A 23,822-nucleotide genomic window follows, 5' to 3' on the forward strand; every position below is an offset into this window, starting at 1 on the left:
GCTTAGTCGCCTGTGCGGGGGTCGGGCGTCGGTGGCCCGACTTTACAACTATCAGCGGTTCATCCCCGCGGGTGCGGGGATGAACCGCTCAAGGCTTAGTTGGGCAGCAAGACGTTGCGTCAGCGGCCTATCGGGAGAAAGCAATAACCAACCCACGGCAGCTACATCTAGGCTGTGATATGGCAGAAGATGGCACTCGACAGCGCCTCCCTTAGCTTGCGCTTTGCCCCAGTAGTGATAGTAAGCCACCGCTTCCCCTCCACCGTTTTTCTAAGAACTCCATCTAACCACCCTTCCCTCTGCAACTCCATTGATCTTCGTCATACTTAGGCCACCCCTATTCCACACTAACCTTCACTGATAGCGTGCTACGCTTAGCGCTATTTCTCCTACGATCAGGTGTTTTCTCATGCGGTGTATTCGTCTTTCACGCTCTGCGCTGGTGGCTTTCGCACTGGCGCTGTTTGCCTTGTCAACACAGGCTCAGGCACAAGCCCCAACGTCTACTGACTGGGCGGCTTACGATGACGTGTTTGAGCGTGGGGCGAACCATGCAGCGTTGTGGGGGGCAGGCTGGACGGGGATTTATGCGGCAAGTTTTGCGCTGAATGCTTACCAATCGAGCGAAGCAAGTAACCGCGATGACCGCTTTGATGCGCGCGTGGGTGTAGTGAAGTCGGCGTTGGCATTGGGTGGCATGCTGATCGATCGACAGCCGCATCAGGCGGCATTGGTTGAGTACGAGCGGTTGAAGGCACGTGGTGAGTTAAGTGGCGTACAGGCACTCGGCTTGGAACTTGCCCAGGCGGAGCAAGAGCGCCGTGGGCTTGAGACGCGCATTAGTTCACTGGTGGTCAATAGCCTAGCCGGGGCCGTGATTGCCGCCGACGGCCGTGCACGGGATGGCGCAGTGAACTTTGCCACCGGCATGTTGGTAAGTGAGCTGCAAATTTGGACGCAACCTAACCAAGCTTCCAGTGCCATTAACCGTTTTCAGCCTGCTCGCCTATCGGTTGGGCCTGTTACCTTGCACGGCGAATATGCGTTGCTAGTCTCTCCCCAGCAAATTGGCGCTGCTTGGCGCTATTAGCCGCTTATTGCTAGCCGCATATCATGGCCATGTAAGAGGCACGTTTATTCGCCCGCTTGGTACTGTCAGCACGATTTAACATTGTCAGTGCAATAGGATTGTCAGCACACCAGGAGCGCGTAAAATATCGGCCTCTTTTTTGGTTTCACCAATTGTTATGTTATAACTTATTTATTGGTTAGCGAGGACACTCAATGAGTGAGCATATGCATCGCCATAACAAGGAAGGTCCTTGTCATTTTTCGCTGATGTCGTTATCCGCCACGAAGCGGTTGGGCTTGGTGGCACTGCCGCTGTTGGCGTTGTGGGGTTTAGTGGTATGGGCAAGTGGGTGGCCGCTATGAGTGAGCGTTCACTTTCACGCCTGCAGCTGCATGACCTGCACCTTGCCCAAGGCGGGCGCACGGTGCTTGAGCATGTAGATGGTGACATAAAGCCCGGTGCTATTACGGCGCTTATCGGCGCCAACGGGGCGGGCAAGAGCACGTTGATTCAGGCGGTTATGGGAGAATTGCGGCCTATTAGCGGCAACGTGATTTGCACCGTTGATAAAGCACGCCGTGCATGGTTGCCACAGCAGCTAGCTCTGGACCTTACCTTTCCAATGAGCGTGGAAGAGTTGGTGATGACCGGCAGTTGGCCAAGCCACGGGGCGTTGAAGGGCTACTGTGCGGCGCATTATCGCAAGGGTCGCGACATCATGGCGCGCTTGGGTATTTCTCATTTGGCCCACCGCCCTTTGGGTGAGCTTTCCGGTGGCCAGCGCCAGCGGGCACTGATTGGCCGCACGTTGATGCAGGAAGCGGAGCTTTTGTTACTGGATGAGCCGTTTGCCAACGTGGATAGCGATACGGTGGATATCTTGATCCGTATTTTGCGCCAAATGGCCGATGAAGGCGTGACAATCATTATTGTGCTGCACGATATGGATCATCTGAGCCGCCTAGCCGATGAAGTTTTGATGCTGAATGGTGGCCATGGTCGCTGGGTCGCGCCTAGCGCGCTTAATCACCAACATGCATCGGCCAAAGTCGTGCCGTTTGCTTTGGGAGGGCGTCATGCTGGCACTGCTTGATGCATGGTTTGTTGCCCCTTTCGATTATGGCTTTATGCGTCGTGCGGTCGTGGGTGGCTTGGCACTTTCGCTGGCTGCCCCGCCGCTGGGCGTGTTTCTGGTGTTAAGGGGTATGAGCCTGATTGGCGATGCAATGGCCCACGCTATTTTGCCTGGGGTGGCACTAGGCTTTTTGCTAGCCGGGTTCTCTCTGCCGGTGATGAGCGCTGGCGGCGTTCTGTTCGGCGTGATGGTGGCGTTACTTGCCGGGGCCGTGTCGAAAATGGGCGGTCAGCGGGAAGATGCAGCTATGGCGAGTTTTTTTATTATCTCGCTGGCGGCCGGGGTATTACTCATATCCATGGGCGGCAGTAGCGTGGACTTAACCCATGTGCTGTTCGGCTCGATTTTGGCGATTAACTCCACAGCGTTACTGCTCATTGCCTCTATCAGCACGCTGATAGTGATTATTCTGGCGATTATTTTCCGCGCGCTGGTCGTGGAGTGCTTAGACCCACTGTTTTTACGCGGGCAAAGCCGCCGTAGCAGCTGGGTACATAGCGTTTTTCTAGGGCTATTGGTGCTGAATTTAACCGCGGGTTTCCAAACCTTGGGCACGTTAATGGCCGTGGGCTTAATGATGCTGCCTGCCACTGCGGCGCGGTTTTGGAGTAAGCGGCTGGAAGGTTTGATAGGTATTGCCGTGGTATTAGCCATGATCGCTAGTACCGGCGGGTTATTGATTTCGTTTCATCTTGATACCCCGTCAGGGCCGAGCATTATTTTGCTGGCTGGGGTGGGCTATCTACTGTCGGCACTGTTCGGCCGCTATCACAGCTTAGCCGCTAAGCTGCGGCGTAAGACAACGCCGTTAGCACTTGAACAGTCGTCATAACTCTTTGTTATCTTTAAAGGAGCATTGTATGTCGCTTTTCTCTTCGTCGCGCTGGTGGGTGGGTGTTTCTGCCATGTTGGCACTGCCTGCAGCAATGGCTAACGACCGCGTTCAGGTGGTTACCAGCTTCTCTATTTTGGCCGATATGGTCGAAAACGTGGGCGGCGAGCATGTTGAGGTGACATCGCTTGTCGGCCCTGACGGCGATGCTCATGTCTATTCGCCAAGCCCAGGCGACGCCCGTGCGTTGGCCGGCGCTGATGTGGTGGTCTTTAACGGATTGCTGTTTGAGGGCTGGATGGAGCGCTTGATTGAGTCGAGCGACTATACGGGCGCACTGGTCACCGCAACGAACGGCATTCAGCCCCGCGCCTTTGCCGAGCACGACCATGACGACCATGGGCATGACGACCATGGGCATGACGACCATGGGCATGACGACCACGGGCATGACGACCACGGGCATGACGACCACGGGCATGATGATCTCAGCCACGACGAGCATGACCACGGCGATGATGATCCGCACGCTTGGCAAGATATGCAGCAAGCAAAGGTCTACGTTACCAATATTCGCGATGGTTTAATCGAAGCCGACAGCGCCAATGCTGAAAGCTACCAGGCCAACGCCGAGCGTTATTTAGCGGAGATTGACGAGGCTGATCGTGAAATTCGTGACGTGTTGAGTGACATTCCCGCTTCCGCCAGTGTGATTACTGGCCATGACTCGTTTGGTTACTTCTCTAACGCTTATGGGGTCAACTTCCTTTCACCGGTCGGCCTTTCTACCGAAGCTGACCCCAGCGGCGCCAGCATGGCCGCACTTGTGGATGTCATCGAACAGGAAAACGTGCAGGCCCTGTTCCATGAAAACATGACCAACCAGGCGATCATCAATCAGCTCGCCGAAGAAACCGGCCTACCGATTGCTGGCACGCTGTATGCCGATGCACTGGCCAGTGAAGGCGATGCCGGCACTTACCTAGGCATGATGCGTCATAATGCGAACGTGCTGCACTCAGCATTGGCTCAGCCGGGTCATGACGATCATGCTCATGAACACGACCATCATGGTCATGATCATTAAGCGAAAAAGTTAACTATTGAATACCGCCGCTTGGCGGTATTTTTTTGCGTTGCATTTTTCCCCGAGGATGGGGAGACTTGCACCACTGCTGCGAATTCACCCCTGCAAAGAGCCAACACCATGCGCCTGAACGCCGATTTTAGCCACTTTGCCTGTGTCACGCCGGATCAGTATCGTTGGGTGGACTCCCCCAGTGCTGGTGTGGAGCGCATGATGCTAGACCGCATTGGCGACGAAGTAGCCAGAGCCACTAGCCTGGTACGCTACGCGCCGAATAGCCAGTTCAGCCGCCATACTCACGGCGGTGGTGAAGAGATTTTGGTGCTGGATGGGGTCTTTGCCGATGAACACGGCCGCTATCCGGCAGGCAGTTATTTGCGCAACCCGATTGGCACTGGCCATACCCCGCAAATAGGCGAAGAGGGGGCACTAATTTTGGTGAAGCTGCACCAGTTTGATGAAAATGACATTCTTCAGTTGGCAGTGCCTGCCCACCGCTTACCCTGGCAGCCCGACCGGCGGCCCGGCATTACTTACAAAATGCTGCACACTTATAGTTCAGAACAGTATGGTCCAGAGCGGGTCAGCCTAGAGCGTTGGGAAGCCAATACACTGGTGTCTTATCCGCCGCTTGCCGGTGGTTTAGAGCTTTTTGTGCTGGAGGGCTCGCTACTCAGTGACGGGCAGGAGTACTCTACCGGCAGTTGGTGCCGCTACCCAGTAGGTGCGGCACCTCAGTTACGCGCGGGTAGCGAAGGCGTGCAGCTTTATTTAAAACGCGGGCACTTAGCCGCTGTTAAGCTACCCAGCTAATCTACAAAACTGTTTACAAATCTAGCCTACCAAGCCAATAAACGGCAGCAGCGTTAATAGGGCGATCAGCACCACGGCAACTATTACCAGTACGACTTGCACGGGGTGGGCGAGGAAGCGCCGCCATAATGTTGGTGCATTGCCACTGGCAACCGCTTCTTCGTGCTCTCGCCGTGCTTTGGCTTGGCGGTTTTCCTGATACGCCGCCAGAGCCGCTTCAGCAGCCTCGCGCTGAGCGGTGTCACGCAGCCAAATTGCATCGACACCCAGGCGAAAAAAACCCGCTTGGGTTTCATACACATCAAAGCCTTGCTCGTCTAGCAGCTGGCGTACTTCCAGCGCCTCTTCATCCGTTACGTGGCGCAGCCGAAACAGCAAGTGGGCCATATTTAGTCGCCCATGGCCGCCATACGGTCTGCCTGAATCACTTCGATCCAGTAGCCATCTGCATCTTTGACAAAGATAACGTCTTTCATCTTGCCCTGATCCGCACGCTTGATGAACGTCGCTTCGTGCTTATCAAACCATGCTTGAGCAGCTTCTAAGTCAGGTACGCAGAAGCATATATGACCAAACCCTTGGGGTTCAGCGTTACCGTCGTGATAGGCAAAATCCTGCTGATCTTCTGTACCCCAATTATGCGTCAACTCCAGCAAGCCTTTCTGACTGAAAGTCCAGGCAGTGCGTGTTTGAGTATCTTCCGGCACGTTATCGCTGTCTTCCACATTGGCTAGGAAGTAGAGCGAAAACTGCATCTCTTCAAAATCCAACCGGCGTAGTACCTGCATTCCAAATACCTTGGAGTAGAACGCTAGTGCGCGTTCGGGATCTTTCACCCGCAGCATGGTGTGATTTAAGCGAAACCCTTGGGTTTGCGGCGCAGCGGATGCGACACCGGGATGCTGCTCGCCTTGAAACGACATAAGCTCTCCTATTTCTTTCTAAAAAACTGTTTGCACACAAATACGTTGACGAACCTTAAAACCTGTACAAAACTTTAACCACCTGTAATATTCAATCAGCTTTGCAGTATGCAGCTTATCAATTCCTGATTCGAACACCTTACATCAACATGCGGTATTAATACCGTAACTGTGGGCACTATTTAGATATTTCTAGCCCACCCCATGAGAGCCTATGAGCGTCTATGAGAGAGGAGCCAACATGTCTCGTGACCGCAACGTGCTGGGTGAACCGTTAACCCCATGCTGCCATGACCCTAAGACCGGTTTCTATCGTGACGGCTTTTGCCGCACGGGGCCTGATGATGCTGGCAGACACTCAGTATGCGCGATGGTAACCGCAGAATTTCTAACGTTTTCAAGAGCCCAAGGCAACGACCTAGTGACTCCACGCCCAGAGTATGGATTTCCAGGCCTGCAACCCGGTGACCGTTGGTGCATCTGTGCCAGTCGCTGGCAAGAAGCTGCCCAGGTTGGCTTGGCCCCACCGATTGTACTGTCTGGTACCCATGAGAAAACGCTAGAGATCATCCCACTCATTACGCTGCGACAGCATGCATTAGACGCCGTGCATTAAGCGCATCCGTTATGAACCTCTGGAATTTCTATGCAAACCTTCTACACTGATATTTCATCATCTTTACAACACTAGATCATAGCCACTTTCGTCATCTGTAGCATTTCTATAAAAAACAATGTGATGCCCCACTGAAGGCAGCCACCCGGAGTTTGTCATGACCGCAATTGATATGACCCTCGGCGACCACCTAACGTTAAAGCAGTTAGCCCATGCCATAAACAATGGCTTTTCACCGATTGTGGAAGTTGAATCAATGGACGGTATCTATAAGGTTCGCTTCCATCACGCTAATGGTGTTTCTGATTTAACCAATGCCCAGGGCCATGTCAGCACGTTTTTGGGCACCGGTGAAATTCGCGACACCCTTGGCCAGCTGGGTCTTACCCACGGGGTGCTTACTTTCGCCGACCAGTGTGGCGATGAAATGATTGGTGTCGAGGGTAAAGCAATTACGCCCGATGAAATGCTCACCTACGGAACGCGCATTTCGTTTCGCTGATATTTGCGAGTAGAGTTTCCCAGGCTTTACAGATTGACCTAAGCCAAGGATAGTACCATCACGACAGGGGCGCCTGCGCTTAGTGGGCTGAGAAGCACCCTTTGAACCTGAACCGGATAACACCGGCGTAGGGAGTCGTGGTGCCGCAGCACCACCTCCCGGCCGGGAGGACATTATGCCTTCACGCCCGCTCGGCGATTACCTCAGCGCTCTACGCGCTACCACACCGTTGGTACATTGCATTACTAACTATGTGGCGATGAATAGCACCGCTAACCTGCTCTTGGCGACAGGTGCGTCCCCCGCTATGCTGCATGCTCAGGAAGAAGTAGCGGAGTTCACAGCTATTTCTGGCGCGCTTTCTATCAATATTGGCACCCTCTCTTCCCCTTGGGCTGACGCCATGGTCATTGCCGCGCGCACTGCCCAGGAAAACCATATTCCATGGGTGCTTGATCCAGTCGCTGTTGGCGCCACGGCATTTCGCCAGCGCCTTTGCGAGACATTGCTGGCCTATCAACCCTGCGTTATTCGTGGCAACGCCTCAGAAATTCAAACACTCAACGGATTGACCAGCCAAGGTCGCGGAGTTGATGCGACTGCTAGCACCCAAGAAGCCACAACGACAGCGATTGCACTAGCCCAGCAACATCGCTGCGTGGTGGCGGTAACTGGCGAGACCGATTTCATCACTGACGGCACTAACCATTATCAGCTTAAAGGCGGGCACCCGCTAATGCCCCGCGTGACGACCTTGGGCTGTGGCCTGAGTGCACTGGTGGCAAGCTTTGTAGCCGCAAACCGCGAGCAGCCGCTGGAGGCCAGCCTAGCTGCCTTGGCGTGTTTTAGCATCGCTGGAAGCCTTGCAGGAGAGCAGGCTCAAGGCCCTGGTAGTTTCCAGGTGGCGCTATTGGACGCATTGTATCAGTTGACGCCCGACGACCTCTCTACCCTTGCTCAATTGGAGGCGGTACATGCCGTTTGATCTCTCCCTCTATTTAGTCACCGATGCTGGGCTGTGTGCCGACATTGGCCTTGAAAAAACGGTTGAAGCCGCTGTGCAAGGCGGCGTTACCATGGTGCAGCTACGTGATAAATACGCTAGCGACGAGCAAATGATCGTCCAGGCAAAACGTCTCAAAGCGATGCTGGCAGGTAGTGGCGTGCCGCTGATGATTAACGATCGTCTGAACGTGGCAGTAGCCAGTCAGGCCGATGGCTTACATGTTGGCCAAAGCGACATGGCCGTTCAAGAAGCTCGAAACACGCTTGGCCAACACGCCATTATCGGGCTTTCGATTAACACTCTAGCCCAACTCCAGGGCGCCCCCATCGAGCTGCTTGATTACGTCGGTTTAGGGCCCGTGTTTGCCACCGTCAGCAAGCAAGACCATGCCCAGCCAATTGGTTTTGACGGGTTGGCACAGCTTGCCAATGCTTGCCAACTTCCCAGCGTCGCGATCGGCGGACTAAAGGCTGAACACATTGCCAAGGTGAAAGCCGCTGGGGCTAACGGTATCGCGGTTATTTCTGCCATCTGCGGCCAGCCAGACCCGCGCCTGGCAGCACAGGCTTTCCTCGCGCAATGAACCAGCTCGATCATATCGCTGCGTTTGTGAAAGTCGCGGAGCTGGGTAGTTATACCCGCGCGGCCGAGGCGCTAGACCTTTCCCGCACACGGGTGTCTCGCCAAGTGATGGCGCTTGAAGAGGCATTAGGGGCTCGGCTTATTCAGCGCACTACTCGGCGGCTGCACCTCACTGAAGCAGGCGAACGCTATCTCGTTCGTGCGCAAAGCATTTTGCTCGCTTTAGACGAGGCAGCGGCAGAAATAGGCAGTGGCACCAGTACGGTGAGCGGGCGGCTACGCATCAACGGCCCGATGAGCTTCGGCACACGTTATCTTTCGCCACTGGTTGCGCAGTTTATGCAAACGCACCCAGAGCTTGAGGTGCGTTTGGATCTCAATGATCGCCGCGTTGATTTGCTGGAAGAGGGCTACGACGTCGCCATTCGCATTGGCAACTTGCCAGATTCTAGCCTGGTGGCGCGACGACTCACCCGGTGTCAGATGCTGTTCTGCGCCTCGCCTGACTACCTCGCTCAGCATGGCACGCCTATGGATATTGAAGAGCTGTCCTCTCACCGCTGCCTGCGCTACCGAAGCGGCCAAAACAATGGTGACTGGCGGATTGGCCATCAACTCCTTAGTGTTTCTGGGCCACTAGAAAGCAATAACGGCGATATGCTGACGCATGCGGCGGAAGCAGGCTTAGGGATAGCACAGCAGCCCAGCTTTTTAGTCACCGATAGCCTTGTTAGTGGGCGTCTAGTACCCATTTTGCAGAATTTACCGCCTGCTTTGCTGGAAATTAATGCCCTCTACCCGGCCCGCCGCTACTTACCTGCCAAGGTAGAGCGCTTTATTGAGCTATTGGCAGCGGCGTGGGGGGATCCACCGGTATGGGAAATCGAGCTCGGATTGTCGCCTATTCCGCAACAGTGAAGTGCAGTAATAGTGGATTATCTCAGTGTCTTTCATCCGTAAAGTAGCGTTATCGCATCCAGCGTGATGCCCGCAACTAAGAGAGATGACTATGACCACGGCTAACACTACACCACTCACCCTCCACGCCACCGCCTTGCTGCGCATCAGCTTGGGCGTGATGGCCTTAGCTCACGGCTTGCTTAAGGTATTTGTCTTCACCCTGCCAGGCACCGTCGGCTATTTTGAGTCCTTGGGATTACCGGGCGTTCTGGCGTACTTAACCATTACTGCCGAAATAGGCGGAGGCTTAGCGCTTTTACTGGGCATCTATACTCGCTGGGTGAGTCTTGCCCTCGTGCCGGTGCTGCTAGGCGCTGCTTCGGTCCACCTGGGTAATGGCTGGCTGTTCTCTAACGCTGGCGGCGGCTGGGAATTCCCTATTTTTTGGACGATTGCCCTTCTGGTACAGGCAGGCCTGGGCGGCGGTAGCGCTGTTGTCAGCCGCAAATTCGCTTAACCGCTCCGCCCGCATTGGCTTCGGCTTGTGCGGGCATCATTAGCCCCCTATAGGCTAACGGAGGTACTAAGATGCTACCCAGTCTGTTTATTTCCCATGGCTCACCCATGCTGGCGCTGAATACAACGCCAGCCCACACCTTTTTACGCGAACTGGGGAAGCGCCTTTCCCCTCGCGCGGTGGTCGTCGTATCAGCCCACTGGGAGAGCCTTACGCTTAATGTCAGCACTAGCGCACACCCAGAGACAATTCATGATTTTGGCGGGTTCCCACAAGCCCTCTTCGAGTGCCAGTATCCGGCTCCTGGCGACCCAGAACTGGCTAAACGAATTGCGATGATGCTGGGAGCCGAATGCGTAGAGCGAGGCTTTGATCACGGCGTCTGGGTGCCGCTTTCATTGATGTTTCCAGAAGCGAATGTGCCGGTCGTTTCCCTGTCGCTACCTGTGCGCTGGGGAAATGACGCACTAGTGACGCTAGGCGAGCGCCTATCCACCCTGCGAGAAGAAGGAGTTCTGATCATTGGCTCGGGCAGCCTGACCCATAATTTATATGAAATCCTGCCCCAGGGCAGCCTCGCCCCCGCATGGGTACATGAGTTTTCCCATTGGGTTAGCGAACATATTGAAGTCAATGATCGCCAAGCGCTACTCAGTTGGGAGCACGCTCCAAAAGCGCTTGAAAACCACCCGACCCCTGAACACTTCCAACCCTTGCTGGTGGCCATGGGGTCAGGTGGCGCTGCGACTCAGCTACACCACAGCGTAGAGCATGGCGTGCTGGCGATGGATGTTTACGCGTTTAGCTAACAGCAATACCTAAAGATACAGGTTGGGCTTTTCGGGCAGAGCTAAGATCACGCATTAAAAGCGCAAACTCAATCTGCTCAGGGCTAATGCTGACACCTGGCACGGGGAGGCGTACCCGATGCCCCGAGCCAGGTGCAGCGTGTTGGGCTTCGCCGCGCACGTTTTCCATGCGTTCAAGCACAAAGCGGTGATTGCCACTTGGCAGCATGAGCTCCATGCTATCGCCCACTTCAAAGCGATTTTTAACCTCAATGTCCAACCAGCCACGAATGGGGTCGTAGCCCAGCACTTCACCGACAAACTGTTGGTGCACACCGATGGAGCTACCCTGCTCATAACTTTGAAACTCATCGTGCACATGACGGCGATAGAAGCCTTCGGTATACCCTCTGTTCGCTAAGTTCTCTAGCTCGTCCATTAACCCCATATTAAAGGGGCGGCCTGCAACGGCGTCATCGATTGCGCGGCGGTAAACCTGCGTGGTCCGTGCGACGTAGTAATGGGATTTTGTCCGCCCTTCGATCTTGAGCGATGCTACCCCCATTTTTGTCAGGCGAGCCACGTGCTGTACTGCACGCAAATCCTTGGAGTTCATAATGTAGGTGCCGTGTTCATCTTCATACACAGGCATCAGCTTGCCGGGGCGAGTGACGTCTTCAATCAGCGCCGAAAGTTCGCTCTGATCAGCCCCCACCATTCTACCGCCATGCTGAGCTGGCATCAGGTCGCCCGTATCATCCTGGGTAGCTGCTATGGTGTTGTATTTCCAACGGCATGCATTGGTGCAGGTGCCTTGGTTGGGGTCGCGGTGGTTGAAATAGCCCGATAACAAGCAGCGCCCAGAGTAGGCAATACATAGCGCACCATGAACGAAGGTTTCGATCTCTAAACTGGGGCACTCGGCACGTATTTCGCCAATCTCATCAAGGGATAGCTCTCGAGACAAAATGATACGGCTGATGCCCTGGCGCTGCCAGAACTGCGCGGCGGCCCAATTCACTACATTGGACTGCACCGACAGATGGATCTCTTGATCTGGCCATCGATCACGAATCATCATAATCAAACCGGGGTCTGACATAATCAGCGCATCAGGCCCGGCCTCAATCACCGGTTCCATATCCCGAAGATAGGTTTTCAACTTGCTGTTGTGCGGGGCAATGTTGGAAGCAACATAGAACTTCTTACCTCGCGCATGAGCGTACTCAATACCACGGTGCAAATTATCGATTTTAAAATCGTTGTTACGCACTCGAAGTGAATAGCGAGGCTGACCCGCGTAAACCGCGTCTGCCCCATAGGCAAACGCGTAACGCATATTTTTAAAGGTACCCGCAGGCGAGAGTAATTCGGGAGCTTGCATAGACAGTCACCGTTATCAGGACGATGGCGCAAGTGCGCAGTGTTGAAAGTGCCGGATTATAACCAGCTCACACAGCCTGTCTTGCTCAGCTATCTACTTTGCTGATCCAGATCAAAAAGTAATGGTCACAAGCCTCTTTTGACACTTACGACGATTAATAACAGCGGTGTTTTATGCCGTTGGGCGGGGTTTTAGCGTCGTGCGGCGGTCATGGTAGGCAATCGCTAATCCGCTACCCATAATCAGCACACTGCCCACCCATACCCACAAATCGGGCAGCTCTCCCCAGAACCACCAGCCGAGCAGCACCGCCCAGAGCATCGCCGTGTAATCAAACGGTGCGGCAATTGCGGCAGGGGCAAAGCGGAATGCCAGGGTAATAAACGCGGTCGCTCCAATACCTAAAACACCCGCGGCCAAAAAACCAAGCCAGTGCCAAGGCTCTGGAGTTTGCCAAACCCAGGGCAAACTCAGAGTAGTGACAACAAATGGCACTAACGTCATATAGAACACCATTGCCCATAGGTGCTCCCGAGCACCATAGCGCCGCGCGGTAATCATCATCAGGGCATAAAAAAAGGCCGCTCCTAAAAGCGTTAGCGTGCCAAGCTGGAATGCATCTCCACCGGGGCGAACCACAATCAGCACGCCGGCAAAGCCAACTAGCGACGCGATTAATACGGGTGGATCGATCCGCTCACCGAGCAACGGCACCGACAGCAGCGTCACAAACAAAGGCGCCACAAAAGCGATAGCCGTGGCTTCTGCAAGCGGCAGTAGGGTAAGCCCCCAGACAAAACACACCATCGTGGCGGTATAAATCAGCCCCCTTAAAAGGTGTACACGGGGGCGCTTGGTACGCAACTTGCGCAATCCTCCCGCAAAATGCGCCAACAGCGCAATTAGCGGCAATGACACCAGCGTACGAAAAAAAATAATCTGCAGTGGCGAGTGTACTTCACCCAGCCACTTCGATACCGCGTCACCAAGCGCTAAGAACAGAACCCCTAAGCACATACAGAGGATACCTTTTAACGACGTAGTCACGACGCTCTCCTTTGCCCTCCGGACACTTTATCAGCCGGGATTAAACAACTAATAAAAAACCCCGCCAATGTGTCACTGGCGGGGTCGTGGGTCTAACGTGGATTTACAAACTTGCGTTGACCACCATGCATTCCATCCCCTGCGCCTGGAGCGTCCTACAAGCGCGCCTGGCGCGAGCTTCGTCCAGGGCTACAACACGGGCTCGGAACACCGGCGTTTGTCCACCTAACGTATCAATAGCAACCCGACCGCCTACTTCATGGGGGAGTCGCTGGGCTGCCTGACGTGCCAACTGCTCAGCTCGTGCCGCTTGGCTAAAAGCGCCTACCTGTATCCCCCAGCTGCCTGCAGAAACAGCTCCCCGGGGCGTAGCCGCCAACTGACGCTCACGCTCAAGAAAAGCATTCAGCGGGTCTGGAGCGTTTGCGACGGGAGCCTCTGAGGATGCCTCCATGGAGCGCGCAAGACGATCTTCAATTTCAACAGCTGGCGCAGCAGCAGATGAAGGAGAAAGCGTTGTCGCCATTACATTGTTTGCGGCCGCTGCGTTACTCGCCATGACAGGACGATTAGAGGCTGACGGTGCCGGCACGGGACGTTGGCTAGGCGTGCCAGAAAAAGCCATAAACTCGCTAGAAAAATTAGTATTCGCCAGCCATGTCTGCTGGTCACGCAGTGCCGCACGAGCAAAGCTGCGATCCAACAGATTCGCCATATGAGTATCACGAGACGCCCCACTGAAGCCGCCCATTACAATCCCTACCAAACGACGATCGCCATGAACAGCCGTTGTCGCCACATTGAAACCAGATGCGCGAATAAAACCTGTTTTAAGACCATCCGCACCGGGGTAGTTTTTCACTAAACGGTTATGGCTGGTGTGCCGCGTACCGCGATAGGTGAATTCTTGTAGCCCAAAGTAATGGTAGTACTGGGGGAAGTCCTGCATCACTCTCACAGAGAGCGTCACCATATCCCGTGCCGTCGTAATCTGCTGGTTATCAGGCAAACCAGAAGCATTACGGAATGTGGTGGCATTCATCCCTAGCTCGCGAGCCTTAGCGGTCATTAGCTGTGCAAAACGTTGCTCACTGCCACCTAAAGCTTCAGCAACCACGACGGCAACATCATTAGCAGAGCGCACTGCCAATGCACGAATAGCGGAATCAACAGGAATAGTACTGCCCGCAGAGAGCCATAGTTTTACAGCAGGCATAGCCGCAGCTTGAGCAGACACAGGAAGTGGCTGGTTAAGGCTAAGCCGGCCATTTTCCAATGCTTCAAACGTAAGGTAAAGCGTCATCATCTTGGTTAACGATGCGGGGTAGCGACGCTCATCGGCATTTTCGGCGTACAGCACCTCTCCATTTTCCAAATCCACAACAATGCCTGCATAACGCGGATTTGCATGAGCACTCGATATTGCACCCAGCAGCAATACCATTAAAGACAGCGGAAGCCACCAACGCACAACTATCGTTGCGCACATTCCCCTTGTTGCCATACATGCCCCTTTCTTGTTTTGCGGTGGTATCACACTACCAAAAATTAACCTACATACCGTATTAAGAAATCTAAGACTAGCACGGTAATCCAGCAAGTGAATTAATAAAGCAGTATATATAGACTGAAAATACTATGAATAGACCAAAAAAAACCGACCCTAAGGGGTCGGCTTTCATTTTTGTTGAGCAACAGTACAGAAACTTACTCTTCTGCAGCTGCTTCTTCAACAACCGGACGGTCAACTAGCTCAACGAACGCCATGGGCGCGTTGTCGCCTGTGCGGTAACCGCACTTGAGAATACGGATGTAACCACCCGGACGCTCGGCATAACGCGGACCTAGCTCGTTGAACAGTTTGCCGACGGCTTCTTTGGAGCGCGTGCGGGCAAATGCCAAACGGCGGTTTGCAACGCTATCCTGCTTGGCTAGGGTAATCAGCGGCTCGATAACGCGACGCAGTTCCTTGGCCTTAGGCAGGGTTGTCTTAATGACTTCATGTTCGACCAGCGAGACAGACATGTTCTTAAACATGGCCTGACGATGCGAGCTGGTACGATTCAGATGACGACCACTCTTACGATGACGCATGGTTGTAATTCCTTACCAAACTGGGACTCAAGTCGACACTCACGCGGAGGCCTTGTCGTCCTTCAGGCTAGCGGGTGGCCAATTTTCCAACCGCATGCCGAGGGACAAGCCACGCGCTGCCAATACGTCTTTGATTTCATTCAAAGACTTTTTACCAAGATTCGGTGTCTTCAGCAGCTCAACTTCAGTGCGCTGAATAAGATCACCAATGTAGTAAATATTCTCGGCTTTTAGGCAGTTAGCGCTGCGAACTGTCAACTCAAGATCGTCTACGGGGCGCAATAGGATAGGATCAACAAGATCCTCTTCCTCTTCGACTTCCTGTTCTTTATCAGCTTCCAGGTCGACGAAGGCGGCCAGCTGCTCTTGCAGAATGGTCGCACTGCGACGGATAGCCTCTTCCGGATCCAGTGTACCGTCGGTTTCCAGATCGATAATTAACTTATCGAGGTCGGTGCGCTGCTCAACACGAGCGGCCTCAACCGAGTAGGAAACACGGCGAACAGGGCTGAAGGTGGCATCCAGCTGCAGGCGGCCAATAGCACGTGTCTCTTCATCTGAGCCACGAGCGTCAGCCGGTTCGTAACCACGACCCAGCGCTACCTTAAGCTGAATTTTCAGCTCGGCACCTTCATTGACATGAGCAATGACGTGATCCGGGTTGACGATTTCGACGCTATGATCAAGCGCAATGTCGCCAGCGGTGACGACAGCTGGGCCCTGCTTGTTCAGCGAGAGCACCGCCTCATCGCGGCTGTGCATCTTGATCGCAACATCTTTCAAGTTCAGGAGGATTTCGATGACATCTTCCTGCACCCCTTCGAGTGCACTGTATTCGTGCTCTACACCGGCAATTTCAGCCTCTACCACGGCAGCGCCGGGCATGGACGAAAGCAGAATGCGACGAAGTGCATTCCCCAGGGTGTGGCCAAATCCGCGCTCGAACGGTTCGAGAACGATTTTGGCATGATGTGCGCTGATTTCTTCGACCTTGATGTCGCGAGGGCGAAGAAACTCTGTCACTGAACGCTGCATATGAACACCTTTCAGGCTGCCAAACGGATACTGAGTACTCTAGAGAACAATACTCAAGAGCATCTGGGCGGTTAGCTTTGCTACCCCGCCCAGGTCTCAAGAAGCAGAAATGTAAATCAAACTGCTTACTTGGAGTACAGCTCGACGATCAGGTTTTCGTTGATGTCGGCAGTCAGGTCACCGCGTTCAGGCAGAGCCTTGAAAGTGCCTTCCATCTTCTTGGCGTCGATTTCGATCCAAGCGATGTCGCCACGGTTGGCCGCAATGGTCAACGAGTGTTGAATACGCGCTTGGTTCTTCGCCTTTTCGCGAACAGAAACAACGTCACCGGGCTTCACTTGGTAGGAAGCAACGTTAACGGTGCGGCCGTTCACGGAAATCGCCTTGTGGCTGACCAGCTGACGCGCTTCAGAGCGAGTCGAGCCAAAGCCCATGCGGTAGACGACGTTATCCAGTCGGGATTCAAGCAACTGCAACAATACCTCACCAGTCGCGCCTTTCAGGCGAGCGGCTTCTTTGTAGTAGTTGCGGAACTGCTTTTCGAGTACGCCATACATACGGCGTACTTTTTGCTTCTCGCGAAGCTGCAAGCCGTAGTCGGAAAGACGCTGACGACGCTGGCCGTGTACACCCGGGATTTGCTCGGATTTACACTTTTTCTCGAAGGGAGTAACACCGCTCTTTAAAAAGAGGTCGGTGCCTTCACGACGAGACAGTTTGCACTTCGGTCCAATATAACGAGCCATGAATCTGTCTCCTTAAACGCGGCGTTTCTTAGGCGGACGGCAGCCATTATGGGGAATGGGCGTCGCGTCAGTGATGCTTTGCACGCGGAAGCCGGCGGCATTGAGAGCGCGCACGGCGGATTCACGGCCGGGACCGGGGCCTTTGACCAGCACGTCTACGTTTTTCACACCATACTCGGCTGCAGCAGTTGCTGCACGTTCGCTTGCCACTTGAGCAGCGAACGGGGTGCTCTTACGAGAACCACGAAAACCCGAACCACCGGCTGTTGCCCAAGAAAGAGCATTGCCCTGGCGGTCTGTGATCGTCACGATCGTGTTGTTAAAAGAGGCGTGGATATGCGCTACGGCGTCCACTACCTGCTTTTTAACCTTTTTACGGTTACTACGCGGGTTAGCCATGTTGATGTCTATTCCTGTCTTTACGCCAGAACGTGCGTGTTATTTGCGGATCGGCTTACGCGGGCCCTTACGGGTACGCGCGTTAGTCTTAGTCCGCTGACCACGCAGCGGAAGACTACGACGATGACGCAGACCACGGTAGCAGCCTAAGTCCATGAGACGCTTAATGTTAAGCGTAACATCACGACGAAGGTCGCCTTCTACGGTGTACTTACCAACTTCAGAACGCAGGGTATCCAGCTCATCGCTAGATAGATCCTGGATCTTGGTAGTAGGCGCGATACCGGCAGCAGCACAAACGTGCTGAGCGCGGGTACGGCCAATCCCGAAGATATAGGTCAGCGAGATCGCCGCATGCTTGTTGTCCGGGATATTGACGCCTGCAATACGGGCCATCAGCTTACTCCGAAATTTGAGCGGCTTGCTCGTTTATTCATCTACAAAAGGCGCAACAGCATACCCCTTTATAAGCCTTATGGCAAGGGGTATGCCGGCACCCGCTTAAAAACAACCCAGGAATTAACCCTGGCGCTGCTTGTGCCGTGGTTCGATGCAAATGACGCGGACAGCGCCATTGCGACGAATGATCTTACAGTTACGGCACATCTTCTTTACGGAAGCTCGAACTTTCATCGTTCTCTCCAAATCGCAACGGCGCGCCTCAGCGCATGATGCCGCCGCTACCGTAGCCTTTCAGGTTGGACTTCTTCATCACCGAGTCATATTGATGCGACATGAGATGCGACTGCACCTGGGCCATGAAGTCCATGATGACCACCACCACGATCAGAAGCGAGGTACCACCGAAGAAAAACGGCACGTTCCACGCAACAATCAGGAACTGGGGCATCAAGGAAACCGCAGTGATATACAAGGCACCGAACAAAGTAAGACGAGTCATTACTTTATCGATATAGCGAGCGGTCTGCTCGCCGGGGCGAATGCCCGGCAGGAAGGCGCCTGACTTTTTAAGATTGTCAGCCACATCCTTGGGGTTGAAGACCAGCGCTGTGTAAAAGAAGCAGAAGAATACCACTGCCGCCGCGAAAAGCAAGATGTAAAGCGGTTGGCCAGGGCCTAACGCTTGTGATGCACGCTGTAACCACTCCATTCCTTCGCCAGCACCTACCCACTGACCAATAGAGGCCGGGAAGAGCAAAATACTGGAGGCGAAGATCGCTGGAATAACACCAGCCATATTCACTTTCAAAGGTAGGTAGCTGCTTTGGCCTGCATACATCTTATTGCCGACCTGTCGCCTGGGGTAGTTCACTTTCAAGCGGCGTTGGCCGCGCTCAATGAACACCACAAACGCAACGGTAGCAATACCTAGCACTGACAGCGCTAACAGCGGAAGAACATTCCAGGCACCTTCATTACGAGCAAGCTCGAACGCTTGCCCAACGGCACTGGGCAGCCCAGCGACGATCCCCGCGAAAATCAGCAGCGAAATACCGTTGCCGATACCCTTCTCGGTGATCTGCTCACCTAGCCACATCATAAACACCGCACCTGATACAAACGTAATCACGGCGGTGAAAAAGAAGCTAAAGTCAGCGCTGTATGCGATACCTTGGCTAGCCAGACCGACGGACATACCGGTAGCCTGGACAAAAGCCAGTAGCACCGTGCCGTAGCGGGTGTACTGGCTAATCTTGCGGCGGCCAGCCTCGCCCTCTTTCTTGAGCTGTTCAAGATGAGGGGAGACCGCAGTCATAAGCTGCATGATAATCGACGCCGAGATATAGGGCATTATGCCCAGGGCGAGGACGCTCATGCGCTCCAGGGCGCCACCCGAGAACATGTTGAACATGCCTAGGATGGTACCCTGTTGCTCCCTAAACAAGGCAGCAAGCTGGTCAGGATTGATACCGGGAACGGGAATGTGGGCACCAATACGGTACACCACGATGGCGAGGAGCACGAAGCGCAAACGCGCCCACAGTTCACTCAGACCGCTGCCCATCGCCGGCATATTTCCTGACTTGGCCATTTAGTCCTCTACCTTGCCGCCGGCGGCTTCGATCGCTTCACGGGCACCTTTGGTGACCTTGATACCACGAACGGTAACCGCCTTGTTCAGTTCGCCAGAAAGGATGATCTTCGCGTGAAGCGTCGCATCCTTTAGCACGTTGGCTTGCTTCAGGGTTTCCATAGTGACTTCGTCACCGGTAACCTTAGCAAGTTCAGCCAGACGTACTTCTTCAGATACCAGCGACTTAGCAGACGTAAAGCCAAACTTCGGCAAACGACGCTGTAGTGGCATCTGACCGCCTTCGAAACCAGGCTTGACGCTGCCGCCACTGCGAGATTTCTGACCTTTGTGGCCACGGCCGCCGGTCTTACCAAGACCGGAACCGATACCACGTCCAACGCGCTTTTCAGCGTGTTTGGAGCCCGGTGCAGGGCTCAGGGTATTGAGTTTCATGGATTACTCTCCCTCAACGCGCACAAGGTAATTAACCTTGTGGATCATGCCGCGTACGGCAGGGGTGTCTTCCAGCTCAACCGTATGACCGATGCGACGCAGACCCAGGCCCTTCATAGTAGCCTTGTGCTTGGGCAAAACGCCGATGGTGCTGCGGATCTGGGTAACCTTGATCGTTGCTGCCATGGTGCCTTACCCCGTGATCGCTTCGACAGACAGACCGCGCTTAGCGGCAATGTCTTCCGGTGCTTGCATGGAGGAGAGACCTTTAACAGTCGCTCGTACCACGTTAACCGGGTTGGTGGAACCGTAGCACTTGGCCAGTACATCATGGACACCAGCGAGCTCTAGTACAGAGCGCATGGCACCGCCAGCGATGATACCGGTACCTTCAGAGGCCGGCTGCATGTACACCTTAGAAGCACCGTGACGGGCTTTTATCGGGTACTGAAGCGTATGGCCTGCAAGGTTAACCTTGACCATGTTGCGACGAGCTTGATCCATCGCTTTCTGAATCGCAACCGGCACTTCACGCGCCTTGCCACGACCAAAACCGACACGACCTTTACCATCACCAACGACGGTCAGCGCGGTGAAGCCGAAAATACGACCACCTTTGACCACCTTGGCGACGCGGTTGACCTGCACTAACTTCTCTTGCAGATCACCGCTTTGCTGTTCGTTCTTCGCCATCGTAAAACCCTTTAGAATTCCAGGCCGCCTTCACGAGCGGCGTCGGCCAGAGCCTTAACGCGACCGTGATACTTAAAGCCAGCACGATCGAAGGCCACCTGGGTGATGCCTGCTTCTTTAGCGCGTTCAGCAATCAGAGCACCAACCTTAGAGGCTGCTTCTGCGTTGCCTGTCGCACCCTCGCGCAGTGCTTTGTCCAGCGTAGAAGCACTGGCTAGCACTTTGCCACCATCCGGCGAGATAATCTGCGCATAGATGTGACGCGGGGTACGATTGACGCACAGGCGATACACGCCCAGCTCGCGGATCTTTGCGCGAGCGCGGCGGGCACGACGGAGACGAGATTCTTTCTTCGCGTTCATAACCCTGCCTTACTTCTTCTTGGCTTCTTTGCGACGCACCTGCTCGTCGGCGTACCGAACACCCTTGCCTTTATACGGCTCAGGGGGACGGAAGGCGCGGATTTCCGCGGCGCACTGGCCGAGCATCTGCTTGTCCGCGCTTTTCAGCACGATCACGGTGTTCTTCGGCGTTTCCGCTGAGACACCCTTAGGCAGTTCATAGTCGACCGGGTGCGAGAAGCCCAGTGAAAGATTGAGCGTCTGGCCCTTAGCTTGGGCACGATAACCGACGCCTACAATTTCGAGAGTTTTTGTGAAACCCTCGGATACGCCCGTTACCAGGTTCTGAACCAAGGCGCGGGTAGTACCGGCCATTGCCCAGCTCTTGGCAGACTCACTCGGGGCGAAGGTCAGCTGGCCATCTTCTTGTCCAATCACCACATCCTGGTGAATGGTCATAGATAGCGTGCCCTGGCCGCCTTTGGCGGTCAGCTGGCCAGCGTCGATTTTAATCTCGACACCAGCAGGCACTTTAACCGGATATTTCGCTATGCGGGACATTCCAGCCTCCTAGAATACGGTGCAGATGACTTCGCCACCGACGCCTGCTTGGCGCGCGGCACGATCGGTCATGACACCATTAGAGGTGGTGACAATCGCGATACCCAGACCATCGGCGACCTTAGGCAGGTTGTCCTTGCCCTTATACTGGCGCAGAGACGGCTTGGAAACCCGCTGAATGTGCTCAATAACCGGCTTACCCTCAAAGTACTTGAGAGTAACGGTCAGCTCGGGTTTAACGCCTTCAGCCACCGTAAAGTCGGTAATGTAGCCTTCTTCCTTTAACACGCGGGCCACTTCCACTTTCAGCTTGGAGGACGGCATGGTAGCCGTCTCCTTGGTGGCCATCTGCGCATTGCGGATACGGGTAAACATATCCGCTAGAGTGTCTTGCATGCTCATTTAATGTGCGCTCCTGATGATTCGACGTGACGTTACCAACTGGACTTCTTCAGACCAGGGACGTCGCCACGCATGGCGGCTTCACGCAGCTTGTTACGGCCAAGGCCGAACTTGTTGTAAAAACCGTGCGGACGGCCAGTCACGCGGCAGCGGTTACGCTGACGCACCGGGCTTGAGTCGCGCGGCAGTTGCTGCAGCTTCAGCGTCGCCTCGAAACGTTCTTCTTCAGAAGCGTTCACGTCCGAGATGATTTTCTTGAGCTCTGCGCGCTTAGCCGCATACTTCTCGACTAGCTGAGTACGCTTGAGCTCGCGCTCTATCATACTTTTCTTAGCCATGATCCAACCCTTATTTCTTAAACGGGAAGTTCAGTGCCGCTAATAGCGCACGACCTTCCTCGTCGGTGTTGGCGGTAGTAGTGATAGTGACGTCCAGCCCCCGGATACGATCGATCTTATCATACTCGATCTCTGGGAAGATGATCTGCTCACGCACACCCATTGAGTAATTGCCGCGACCGTCAAAAGACTTCGGATTGAGACCACGGAAGTCACGCACGCGGGGAATCGCAATGTTCACCAAGCGGTCCAGGAAGTCCCACATACGCGCTGAGCGCAGTGTAACTTTGACACCGATAGGCCAACCTTCGCGCACCTTGAAGCCCGCGATGGACTTGCGTGCCTTGGTCACCAACGGTTTTTGACCGGAGAGTTTCTCCAAGTCGCCGATGGCATTGTCGATCAACTTTTTATCGCTGACCGCTTCGCCGATACCCATGTTCAGAGTCACTTTCGTGATCCGGGGTACCTGCATTACGTTGGCGTAGCTGAACTGCTCTTTGAGCTGTGCCACGACCTCGTTTTGATAACGTTCTTTCAAGTTCGCCATTTTGCTACCCGACTCGCGTTAGGCGTCGATCTGCGTCTGCGTCGACTTGTAGATACGTACCTTGGTACCGTCTTCCTTAACTTGGAAGCCGACGCGATCCGCCTTACCGGTCTCCGAATTGAAGATGGCTACGTTGGACGCGTGAATCGGAGCCTCACGCTCGACGATACCGCCCTGATTTCCCGCCATGGGATTTGGCTTGGTGTGACGTTTAATCATGTTCACACCGGACACCACGAAGCGGTTTTCTAGTACCCGCTTAACGGTGCCACGCTTGCCTTTATCCTTCCCGGCGATGACGATGACTTCATCGTCACGTTTGATCTTTTGCATATCCGCCTCGCTCCTTACAGCACTTCAGGCGCTAGGGAAATGATCTTCATGAACTTCTCATTACGAAGTTCACGAGTTACCGGCCCGAAGATACGCGTGCCGATCGGCTGTTCGTTGGTGTTATTCAACAAAACTGCCGCATTTCCATCGAAACGGATCAGCGAACCGTCACTACGACGGACGCCACTACGGGTGCGAACGACTACCGCTTTCAGCACTTGGCCTTTTTTGACCTTACCGCGCGGAATCGCTTCCTTCACCGTTACCTTAATGACGTCACCAACGCGAGCGTAGCGACGGTGTGAACCGCCTAACACCTTGATGCATTGCACCCGGCGCGCTCCGCTGTTGTCGGCGACATCCAGCATTGTCTGAGTCTGAATCATCGGTTTTCTCCAAACCTAATCTGACTGCACTGATCGGCAGACTTTAGGTATTAACCCTTAGCCTGCTCAACCACCTCGACCAGCGTCCAAGCTTTCTTCTTGGAAAGCGGACGGCACTCCTGAATGGAAACCGTATCGCCTGCCTTAGCCTGGTTCGCCTCATCATGGGCGTGCAGCTTGGTGGAGCGCTTGACGTATTTTCCGTAGATCGGGTGACGCTCACGACGCTCGATCATTACGACGATGGATTTATCCATCTTATCGCTCACCACCTTGCCGGTGAGCGTACGTGTTTTTTTCTCTTCGGCCATC

Annotated in this window: 36 protein-coding genes and 1 riboswitch; of the genes, 12 read left to right on the top strand and 24 right to left on the bottom strand. The window is 54.4% G+C overall.

Annotated features, from left to right (window positions below):
- Positions 1 to 51: 51 nt before the first annotated feature.
- Positions 52 to 249: an HD domain-containing protein gene (locus tag L1X57_RS04530; protein ID WP_083817076.1), complete on the bottom strand. Its 198-nt coding sequence runs from the start codon at positions 247 to 249 to the stop codon at positions 52 to 54.
- A gap of 160 nt (positions 250 to 409) precedes the next feature.
- Here L1X57_RS04530 and L1X57_RS04535 point away from each other — a divergent pair, with 160 nt between their 5' ends.
- The 5 genes from L1X57_RS04535 to L1X57_RS04555 all read left to right on the top strand — a co-directional run bounded on the left by L1X57_RS04535 (position 410) and on the right by L1X57_RS04555 (position 4,939).
- Positions 410 to 1,090, top strand: a complete 681-nt coding sequence (locus tag L1X57_RS04535) for a hypothetical protein (RefSeq protein ID WP_009723863.1) — start codon at positions 410 to 412, stop codon at positions 1,088 to 1,090.
- Positions 1,091 to 1,430: 340 nt separating this feature from the next.
- Entirely contained in the window at positions 1,431 to 2,165 is a 735-nt protein-coding gene (locus L1X57_RS04540; protein ID WP_039869388.1) for a metal ABC transporter ATP-binding protein, read from the top strand.
- Positions 2,149 to 3,039 (top strand): metal ABC transporter permease, encoded by an 891-nt coding sequence (locus L1X57_RS04545; protein WP_009723865.1) that lies wholly within the window; start codon positions 2,149 to 2,151, stop codon positions 3,037 to 3,039. The genes L1X57_RS04540 and L1X57_RS04545 overlap by 17 nt, the downstream gene beginning before the upstream one ends.
- Before the next feature lie 28 nt (positions 3,040 to 3,067).
- Positions 3,068 to 4,126 (top strand): metal ABC transporter solute-binding protein, Zn/Mn family, encoded by a 1,059-nt coding sequence (locus tag L1X57_RS04550; protein ID WP_009723866.1) that lies wholly within the window; start codon positions 3,068 to 3,070, stop codon positions 4,124 to 4,126.
- A gap of 120 nt (positions 4,127 to 4,246) precedes the next feature.
- Positions 4,247 to 4,939 (top strand): cupin domain-containing protein, encoded by a 693-nt coding sequence (locus tag L1X57_RS04555; protein ID WP_009723867.1) that lies wholly within the window; start codon positions 4,247 to 4,249, stop codon positions 4,937 to 4,939.
- A gap of 21 nt (positions 4,940 to 4,960) precedes the next feature.
- Here the strand turns inward: L1X57_RS04555 and L1X57_RS04560 are convergent, their stop codons facing one another.
- Together L1X57_RS04560 and gloA are read right to left on the bottom strand one after the other, a co-directional pair.
- On the bottom strand, positions 4,961 to 5,326 hold the full coding sequence (locus L1X57_RS04560) for a DUF6164 family protein (protein ID WP_009723868.1): 366 nt from the start codon (positions 5,324 to 5,326) through the stop codon (positions 4,961 to 4,963).
- Between the two features lie 2 nt (positions 5,327 to 5,328).
- On the bottom strand, positions 5,329 to 5,862 hold the full coding sequence (gene gloA / locus L1X57_RS04565; RefSeq protein WP_009723869.1) for a lactoylglutathione lyase: 534 nt from the start codon (positions 5,860 to 5,862) through the stop codon (positions 5,329 to 5,331).
- 241 nt (positions 5,863 to 6,103) lie between these two features.
- Between gloA and L1X57_RS04570 the strand changes: the two genes are divergently transcribed.
- From L1X57_RS04570 to L1X57_RS04600, 7 genes are all read left to right on the top strand, one after another.
- A complete protein-coding gene (locus L1X57_RS04570; protein WP_009723870.1) occupies positions 6,104 to 6,478 on the top strand; it encodes a DUF2237 family protein in 375 nt (124 codons plus the stop codon).
- Between the two features lie 157 nt (positions 6,479 to 6,635).
- Positions 6,636 to 6,980, top strand: coding sequence for a hypothetical protein (locus L1X57_RS04575; protein ID WP_009723871.1), 345 nt, complete (start codon positions 6,636 to 6,638; stop codon positions 6,978 to 6,980).
- Between the two features lie 55 nt (positions 6,981 to 7,035).
- Positions 7,036 to 7,131: riboswitch (TPP riboswitch) on the top strand.
- A 24-nt stretch (positions 7,132 to 7,155) separates the two neighbouring features.
- Positions 7,156 to 7,965, top strand: a complete 810-nt coding sequence (thiM, locus tag L1X57_RS04580) for a hydroxyethylthiazole kinase (protein WP_009723872.1) — start codon at positions 7,156 to 7,158, stop codon at positions 7,963 to 7,965.
- Positions 7,955 to 8,569, top strand: coding sequence for a thiamine phosphate synthase (thiE, locus tag L1X57_RS04585; protein WP_009723873.1), 615 nt, complete (start codon positions 7,955 to 7,957; stop codon positions 8,567 to 8,569). Before thiM ends, thiE begins: the two co-directional genes overlap by 11 nt.
- Positions 8,566 to 9,486 carry a LysR family transcriptional regulator gene (locus L1X57_RS04590; RefSeq protein ID WP_009723874.1) on the top strand — a complete coding sequence of 307 codons (921 nt, stop codon included), beginning with the start codon at positions 8,566 to 8,568 and terminating at the stop codon, positions 9,484 to 9,486. Before thiE ends, L1X57_RS04590 begins: the two co-directional genes overlap by 4 nt.
- A 91-nt stretch (positions 9,487 to 9,577) precedes the next feature.
- Positions 9,578 to 9,985, top strand: coding sequence for a DoxX family protein (locus L1X57_RS04595; protein ID WP_009723875.1), 408 nt, complete (start codon positions 9,578 to 9,580; stop codon positions 9,983 to 9,985).
- Positions 9,986 to 10,056: 71 nt separating this feature from the next.
- A complete protein-coding gene (locus L1X57_RS04600) occupies positions 10,057 to 10,794 on the top strand; it encodes a DODA-type extradiol aromatic ring-opening family dioxygenase (protein WP_009723876.1) in 738 nt (245 codons plus the stop codon).
- On the opposite strand, the gene trhP is transcribed toward L1X57_RS04600, so the two are convergent.
- From trhP to rpsQ, 21 genes are all read right to left on the bottom strand, one after another.
- The gene (gene trhP / locus L1X57_RS04605; protein WP_009723877.1) at positions 10,787 to 12,157 is read right to left on the bottom strand and encodes a prephenate-dependent tRNA uridine(34) hydroxylase TrhP; all 1,371 of its coding nucleotides are present in this window, start codon (positions 12,155 to 12,157) and stop codon (positions 10,787 to 10,789) included. The genes L1X57_RS04600 and trhP overlap by 8 nt on opposite strands.
- A gap of 171 nt (positions 12,158 to 12,328) precedes the next feature.
- A complete protein-coding gene (locus L1X57_RS04610; protein ID WP_039869309.1) occupies positions 12,329 to 13,204 on the bottom strand; it encodes a DMT family transporter in 876 nt (291 codons plus the stop codon).
- Between the two features lie 103 nt (positions 13,205 to 13,307).
- Entirely contained in the window at positions 13,308 to 14,708 is a 1,401-nt protein-coding gene (locus L1X57_RS04615) for a serine hydrolase (RefSeq protein ID WP_234667953.1), read from the bottom strand.
- Positions 14,709 to 14,911: 203 nt separating this feature from the next.
- On the bottom strand, positions 14,912 to 15,298 hold the full coding sequence (gene rplQ, locus L1X57_RS04620) for a 50S ribosomal protein L17 (protein WP_009723880.1): 387 nt from the start codon (positions 15,296 to 15,298) through the stop codon (positions 14,912 to 14,914).
- A 39-nt stretch (positions 15,299 to 15,337) separates the two neighbouring features.
- Entirely contained in the window at positions 15,338 to 16,333 is a 996-nt protein-coding gene (locus L1X57_RS04625) for a DNA-directed RNA polymerase subunit alpha (protein WP_009723881.1), read from the bottom strand.
- Between the two features lie 125 nt (positions 16,334 to 16,458).
- Positions 16,459 to 17,079: a 30S ribosomal protein S4 gene (rpsD, locus tag L1X57_RS04630; RefSeq protein WP_009723882.1), complete on the bottom strand. Its 621-nt coding sequence runs from the start codon at positions 17,077 to 17,079 to the stop codon at positions 16,459 to 16,461.
- 12 nt (positions 17,080 to 17,091) lie between these two features.
- Positions 17,092 to 17,478 carry a 30S ribosomal protein S11 gene (rpsK, locus tag L1X57_RS04635; protein WP_009723883.1) on the bottom strand — a complete coding sequence of 129 codons (387 nt, stop codon included), beginning with the start codon at positions 17,476 to 17,478 and terminating at the stop codon, positions 17,092 to 17,094.
- 39 nt (positions 17,479 to 17,517) lie between these two features.
- Entirely contained in the window at positions 17,518 to 17,874 is a 357-nt protein-coding gene (gene rpsM / locus L1X57_RS04640) for a 30S ribosomal protein S13 (protein ID WP_009723884.1), read from the bottom strand.
- Between the two features lie 123 nt (positions 17,875 to 17,997).
- Positions 17,998 to 18,111, bottom strand: coding sequence for a 50S ribosomal protein L36 (gene rpmJ / locus L1X57_RS04645; protein ID WP_009099023.1), 114 nt, complete (start codon positions 18,109 to 18,111; stop codon positions 17,998 to 18,000).
- 28 nt (positions 18,112 to 18,139) lie between these two features.
- Positions 18,140 to 19,471 (bottom strand): preprotein translocase subunit SecY, encoded by a 1,332-nt coding sequence (secY, locus tag L1X57_RS04650; protein ID WP_009723886.1) that lies wholly within the window; start codon positions 19,469 to 19,471, stop codon positions 18,140 to 18,142.
- Entirely contained in the window at positions 19,472 to 19,906 is a 435-nt protein-coding gene (rplO, locus tag L1X57_RS04655; RefSeq protein WP_009723887.1) for a 50S ribosomal protein L15, read from the bottom strand.
- A 3-nt stretch (positions 19,907 to 19,909) separates the two neighbouring features.
- Positions 19,910 to 20,092, bottom strand: a complete 183-nt coding sequence (rpmD, locus tag L1X57_RS04660; RefSeq protein WP_009723888.1) for a 50S ribosomal protein L30 — start codon at positions 20,090 to 20,092, stop codon at positions 19,910 to 19,912.
- A 6-nt stretch (positions 20,093 to 20,098) separates the two neighbouring features.
- On the bottom strand, positions 20,099 to 20,599 hold the full coding sequence (rpsE, locus tag L1X57_RS04665; protein ID WP_009723889.1) for a 30S ribosomal protein S5: 501 nt from the start codon (positions 20,597 to 20,599) through the stop codon (positions 20,099 to 20,101).
- Positions 20,600 to 20,610: 11 nt separating this feature from the next.
- On the bottom strand, positions 20,611 to 20,961 hold the full coding sequence (gene rplR / locus L1X57_RS04670; protein ID WP_009723890.1) for a 50S ribosomal protein L18: 351 nt from the start codon (positions 20,959 to 20,961) through the stop codon (positions 20,611 to 20,613).
- A gap of 9 nt (positions 20,962 to 20,970) precedes the next feature.
- Positions 20,971 to 21,501 carry a 50S ribosomal protein L6 gene (gene rplF / locus L1X57_RS04675; RefSeq protein ID WP_009723891.1) on the bottom strand — a complete coding sequence of 177 codons (531 nt, stop codon included), beginning with the start codon at positions 21,499 to 21,501 and terminating at the stop codon, positions 20,971 to 20,973.
- Positions 21,502 to 21,510: 9 nt separating this feature from the next.
- Complete coding sequence (gene rpsH / locus L1X57_RS04680; RefSeq protein WP_009723892.1) at positions 21,511 to 21,903, bottom strand: 30S ribosomal protein S8; 393 nt, start codon at positions 21,901 to 21,903, stop codon at positions 21,511 to 21,513.
- A 32-nt stretch (positions 21,904 to 21,935) separates the two neighbouring features.
- Complete coding sequence (gene rpsN, locus L1X57_RS04685) at positions 21,936 to 22,241, bottom strand: 30S ribosomal protein S14 (RefSeq protein ID WP_009723893.1); 306 nt, start codon at positions 22,239 to 22,241, stop codon at positions 21,936 to 21,938.
- 10 nt (positions 22,242 to 22,251) lie between these two features.
- Entirely contained in the window at positions 22,252 to 22,791 is a 540-nt protein-coding gene (rplE, locus tag L1X57_RS04690; RefSeq protein ID WP_009723894.1) for a 50S ribosomal protein L5, read from the bottom strand.
- Between the two features lie 18 nt (positions 22,792 to 22,809).
- On the bottom strand, positions 22,810 to 23,124 hold the full coding sequence (gene rplX, locus L1X57_RS04695; RefSeq protein WP_009723895.1) for a 50S ribosomal protein L24: 315 nt from the start codon (positions 23,122 to 23,124) through the stop codon (positions 22,810 to 22,812).
- Positions 23,125 to 23,138: 14 nt separating this feature from the next.
- Entirely contained in the window at positions 23,139 to 23,510 is a 372-nt protein-coding gene (gene rplN / locus L1X57_RS04700) for a 50S ribosomal protein L14 (protein WP_009723896.1), read from the bottom strand.
- 50 nt (positions 23,511 to 23,560) lie between these two features.
- Positions 23,561 to 23,821, bottom strand: a complete 261-nt coding sequence (rpsQ, locus tag L1X57_RS04705) for a 30S ribosomal protein S17 (RefSeq protein WP_009723897.1) — start codon at positions 23,819 to 23,821, stop codon at positions 23,561 to 23,563.
- Between the last annotated feature and the right edge of the window lies 1 nt (position 23,822).

The organism is Halomonas sp. TD01, from assembly GCF_923868895.1.
Classification (GTDB): domain Bacteria; phylum Pseudomonadota; class Gammaproteobacteria; order Pseudomonadales; family Halomonadaceae; genus Vreelandella.

What these genes read in the sequence shown, in the direction of transcription:
- rplF (WP_009723891.1), bottom strand. Translation starts at nt 21,501, where the DNA reads ATGTCCCGCATAGCGAAATATCCGGTTAAAGTGCCTGCTGGTGTCGAG.
- rplO (WP_009723887.1), bottom strand. Translation starts at nt 19,906, where the DNA reads ATGAAACTCAATACCCTGAGCCCTGCACCGGGCTCCAAACACGCTGAA.
- L1X57_RS04555 (WP_009723867.1), top strand. Translation starts at nt 4,247, where the DNA reads ATGCGCCTGAACGCCGATTTTAGCCACTTTGCCTGTGTCACGCCGGAT.
- L1X57_RS04615 (WP_234667953.1), bottom strand. Translation starts at nt 14,708, where the DNA reads ATGGCAACAAGGGGAATGTGCGCAACGATAGTTGTGCGTTGGTGGCTT.
- L1X57_RS04545 (WP_009723865.1), top strand. Translation starts at nt 2,149, where the DNA reads ATGCTGGCACTGCTTGATGCATGGTTTGTTGCCCCTTTCGATTATGGC.
- trhP (WP_009723877.1), bottom strand. Translation starts at nt 12,157, where the DNA reads ATGCAAGCTCCCGAATTACTCTCGCCTGCGGGTACCTTTAAAAATATG.
- rplN (WP_009723896.1), bottom strand. Translation starts at nt 23,510, where the DNA reads ATGATTCAGACTCAGACAATGCTGGATGTCGCCGACAACAGCGGAGCG.
- L1X57_RS04540 (WP_039869388.1), top strand. Translation starts at nt 1,431, where the DNA reads ATGAGTGAGCGTTCACTTTCACGCCTGCAGCTGCATGACCTGCACCTT.
- L1X57_RS04590 (WP_009723874.1), top strand. Translation starts at nt 8,566, where the DNA reads ATGAACCAGCTCGATCATATCGCTGCGTTTGTGAAAGTCGCGGAGCTG.
- rpsE (WP_009723889.1), bottom strand. Translation starts at nt 20,599, where the DNA reads ATGGCGAAGAACGAACAGCAAAGCGGTGATCTGCAAGAGAAGTTAGTG.
- gloA (WP_009723869.1), bottom strand. Translation starts at nt 5,862, where the DNA reads ATGTCGTTTCAAGGCGAGCAGCATCCCGGTGTCGCATCCGCTGCGCCG.
- thiM (WP_009723872.1), top strand. Translation starts at nt 7,156, where the DNA reads ATGCCTTCACGCCCGCTCGGCGATTACCTCAGCGCTCTACGCGCTACC.
- rpsQ (WP_009723897.1), bottom strand. Translation starts at nt 23,821, where the DNA reads ATGGCCGAAGAGAAAAAAACACGTACGCTCACCGGCAAGGTGGTGAGC.
- L1X57_RS04575 (WP_009723871.1), top strand. Translation starts at nt 6,636, where the DNA reads ATGACCGCAATTGATATGACCCTCGGCGACCACCTAACGTTAAAGCAG.
- L1X57_RS04625 (WP_009723881.1), bottom strand. Translation starts at nt 16,333, where the DNA reads ATGCAGCGTTCAGTGACAGAGTTTCTTCGCCCTCGCGACATCAAGGTC.
- L1X57_RS04570 (WP_009723870.1), top strand. Translation starts at nt 6,104, where the DNA reads ATGTCTCGTGACCGCAACGTGCTGGGTGAACCGTTAACCCCATGCTGC.
- L1X57_RS04595 (WP_009723875.1), top strand. Translation starts at nt 9,578, where the DNA reads ATGACCACGGCTAACACTACACCACTCACCCTCCACGCCACCGCCTTG.
- rplX (WP_009723895.1), bottom strand. Translation starts at nt 23,124, where the DNA reads ATGCAAAAGATCAAACGTGACGATGAAGTCATCGTCATCGCCGGGAAG.
- rpsK (WP_009723883.1), bottom strand. Translation starts at nt 17,478, where the DNA reads ATGGCTAACCCGCGTAGTAACCGTAAAAAGGTTAAAAAGCAGGTAGTG.
- L1X57_RS04550 (WP_009723866.1), top strand. Translation starts at nt 3,068, where the DNA reads ATGTCGCTTTTCTCTTCGTCGCGCTGGTGGGTGGGTGTTTCTGCCATG.
- rplE (WP_009723894.1), bottom strand. Translation starts at nt 22,791, where the DNA reads ATGGCGAACTTGAAAGAACGTTATCAAAACGAGGTCGTGGCACAGCTC.
- rpsM (WP_009723884.1), bottom strand. Translation starts at nt 17,874, where the DNA reads ATGGCCCGTATTGCAGGCGTCAATATCCCGGACAACAAGCATGCGGCG.
- rpmD (WP_009723888.1), bottom strand. Translation starts at nt 20,092, where the DNA reads ATGGCAGCAACGATCAAGGTTACCCAGATCCGCAGCACCATCGGCGTT.
- L1X57_RS04560 (WP_009723868.1), bottom strand. Translation starts at nt 5,326, where the DNA reads ATGGCCCACTTGCTGTTTCGGCTGCGCCACGTAACGGATGAAGAGGCG.
- rpsH (WP_009723892.1), bottom strand. Translation starts at nt 21,903, where the DNA reads ATGAGCATGCAAGACACTCTAGCGGATATGTTTACCCGTATCCGCAAT.
- thiE (WP_009723873.1), top strand. Translation starts at nt 7,955, where the DNA reads ATGCCGTTTGATCTCTCCCTCTATTTAGTCACCGATGCTGGGCTGTGT.
- secY (WP_009723886.1), bottom strand. Translation starts at nt 19,471, where the DNA reads ATGGCCAAGTCAGGAAATATGCCGGCGATGGGCAGCGGTCTGAGTGAA.
- rpsD (WP_009723882.1), bottom strand. Translation starts at nt 17,079, where the DNA reads ATGGCTCGTTATATTGGACCGAAGTGCAAACTGTCTCGTCGTGAAGGC.
- rpmJ (WP_009099023.1), bottom strand. Translation starts at nt 18,111, where the DNA reads ATGAAAGTTCGAGCTTCCGTAAAGAAGATGTGCCGTAACTGTAAGATC.
- rplQ (WP_009723880.1), bottom strand. Translation starts at nt 15,298, where the DNA reads ATGCGTCATCGTAAGAGTGGTCGTCATCTGAATCGTACCAGCTCGCAT.
- rpsN (WP_009723893.1), bottom strand. Translation starts at nt 22,241, where the DNA reads ATGGCTAAGAAAAGTATGATAGAGCGCGAGCTCAAGCGTACTCAGCTA.
- L1X57_RS04600 (WP_009723876.1), top strand. Translation starts at nt 10,057, where the DNA reads ATGCTACCCAGTCTGTTTATTTCCCATGGCTCACCCATGCTGGCGCTG.
- rplR (WP_009723890.1), bottom strand. Translation starts at nt 20,961, where the DNA reads ATGAACGCGAAGAAAGAATCTCGTCTCCGTCGTGCCCGCCGCGCTCGC.
- L1X57_RS04535 (WP_009723863.1), top strand. Translation starts at nt 410, where the DNA reads ATGCGGTGTATTCGTCTTTCACGCTCTGCGCTGGTGGCTTTCGCACTG.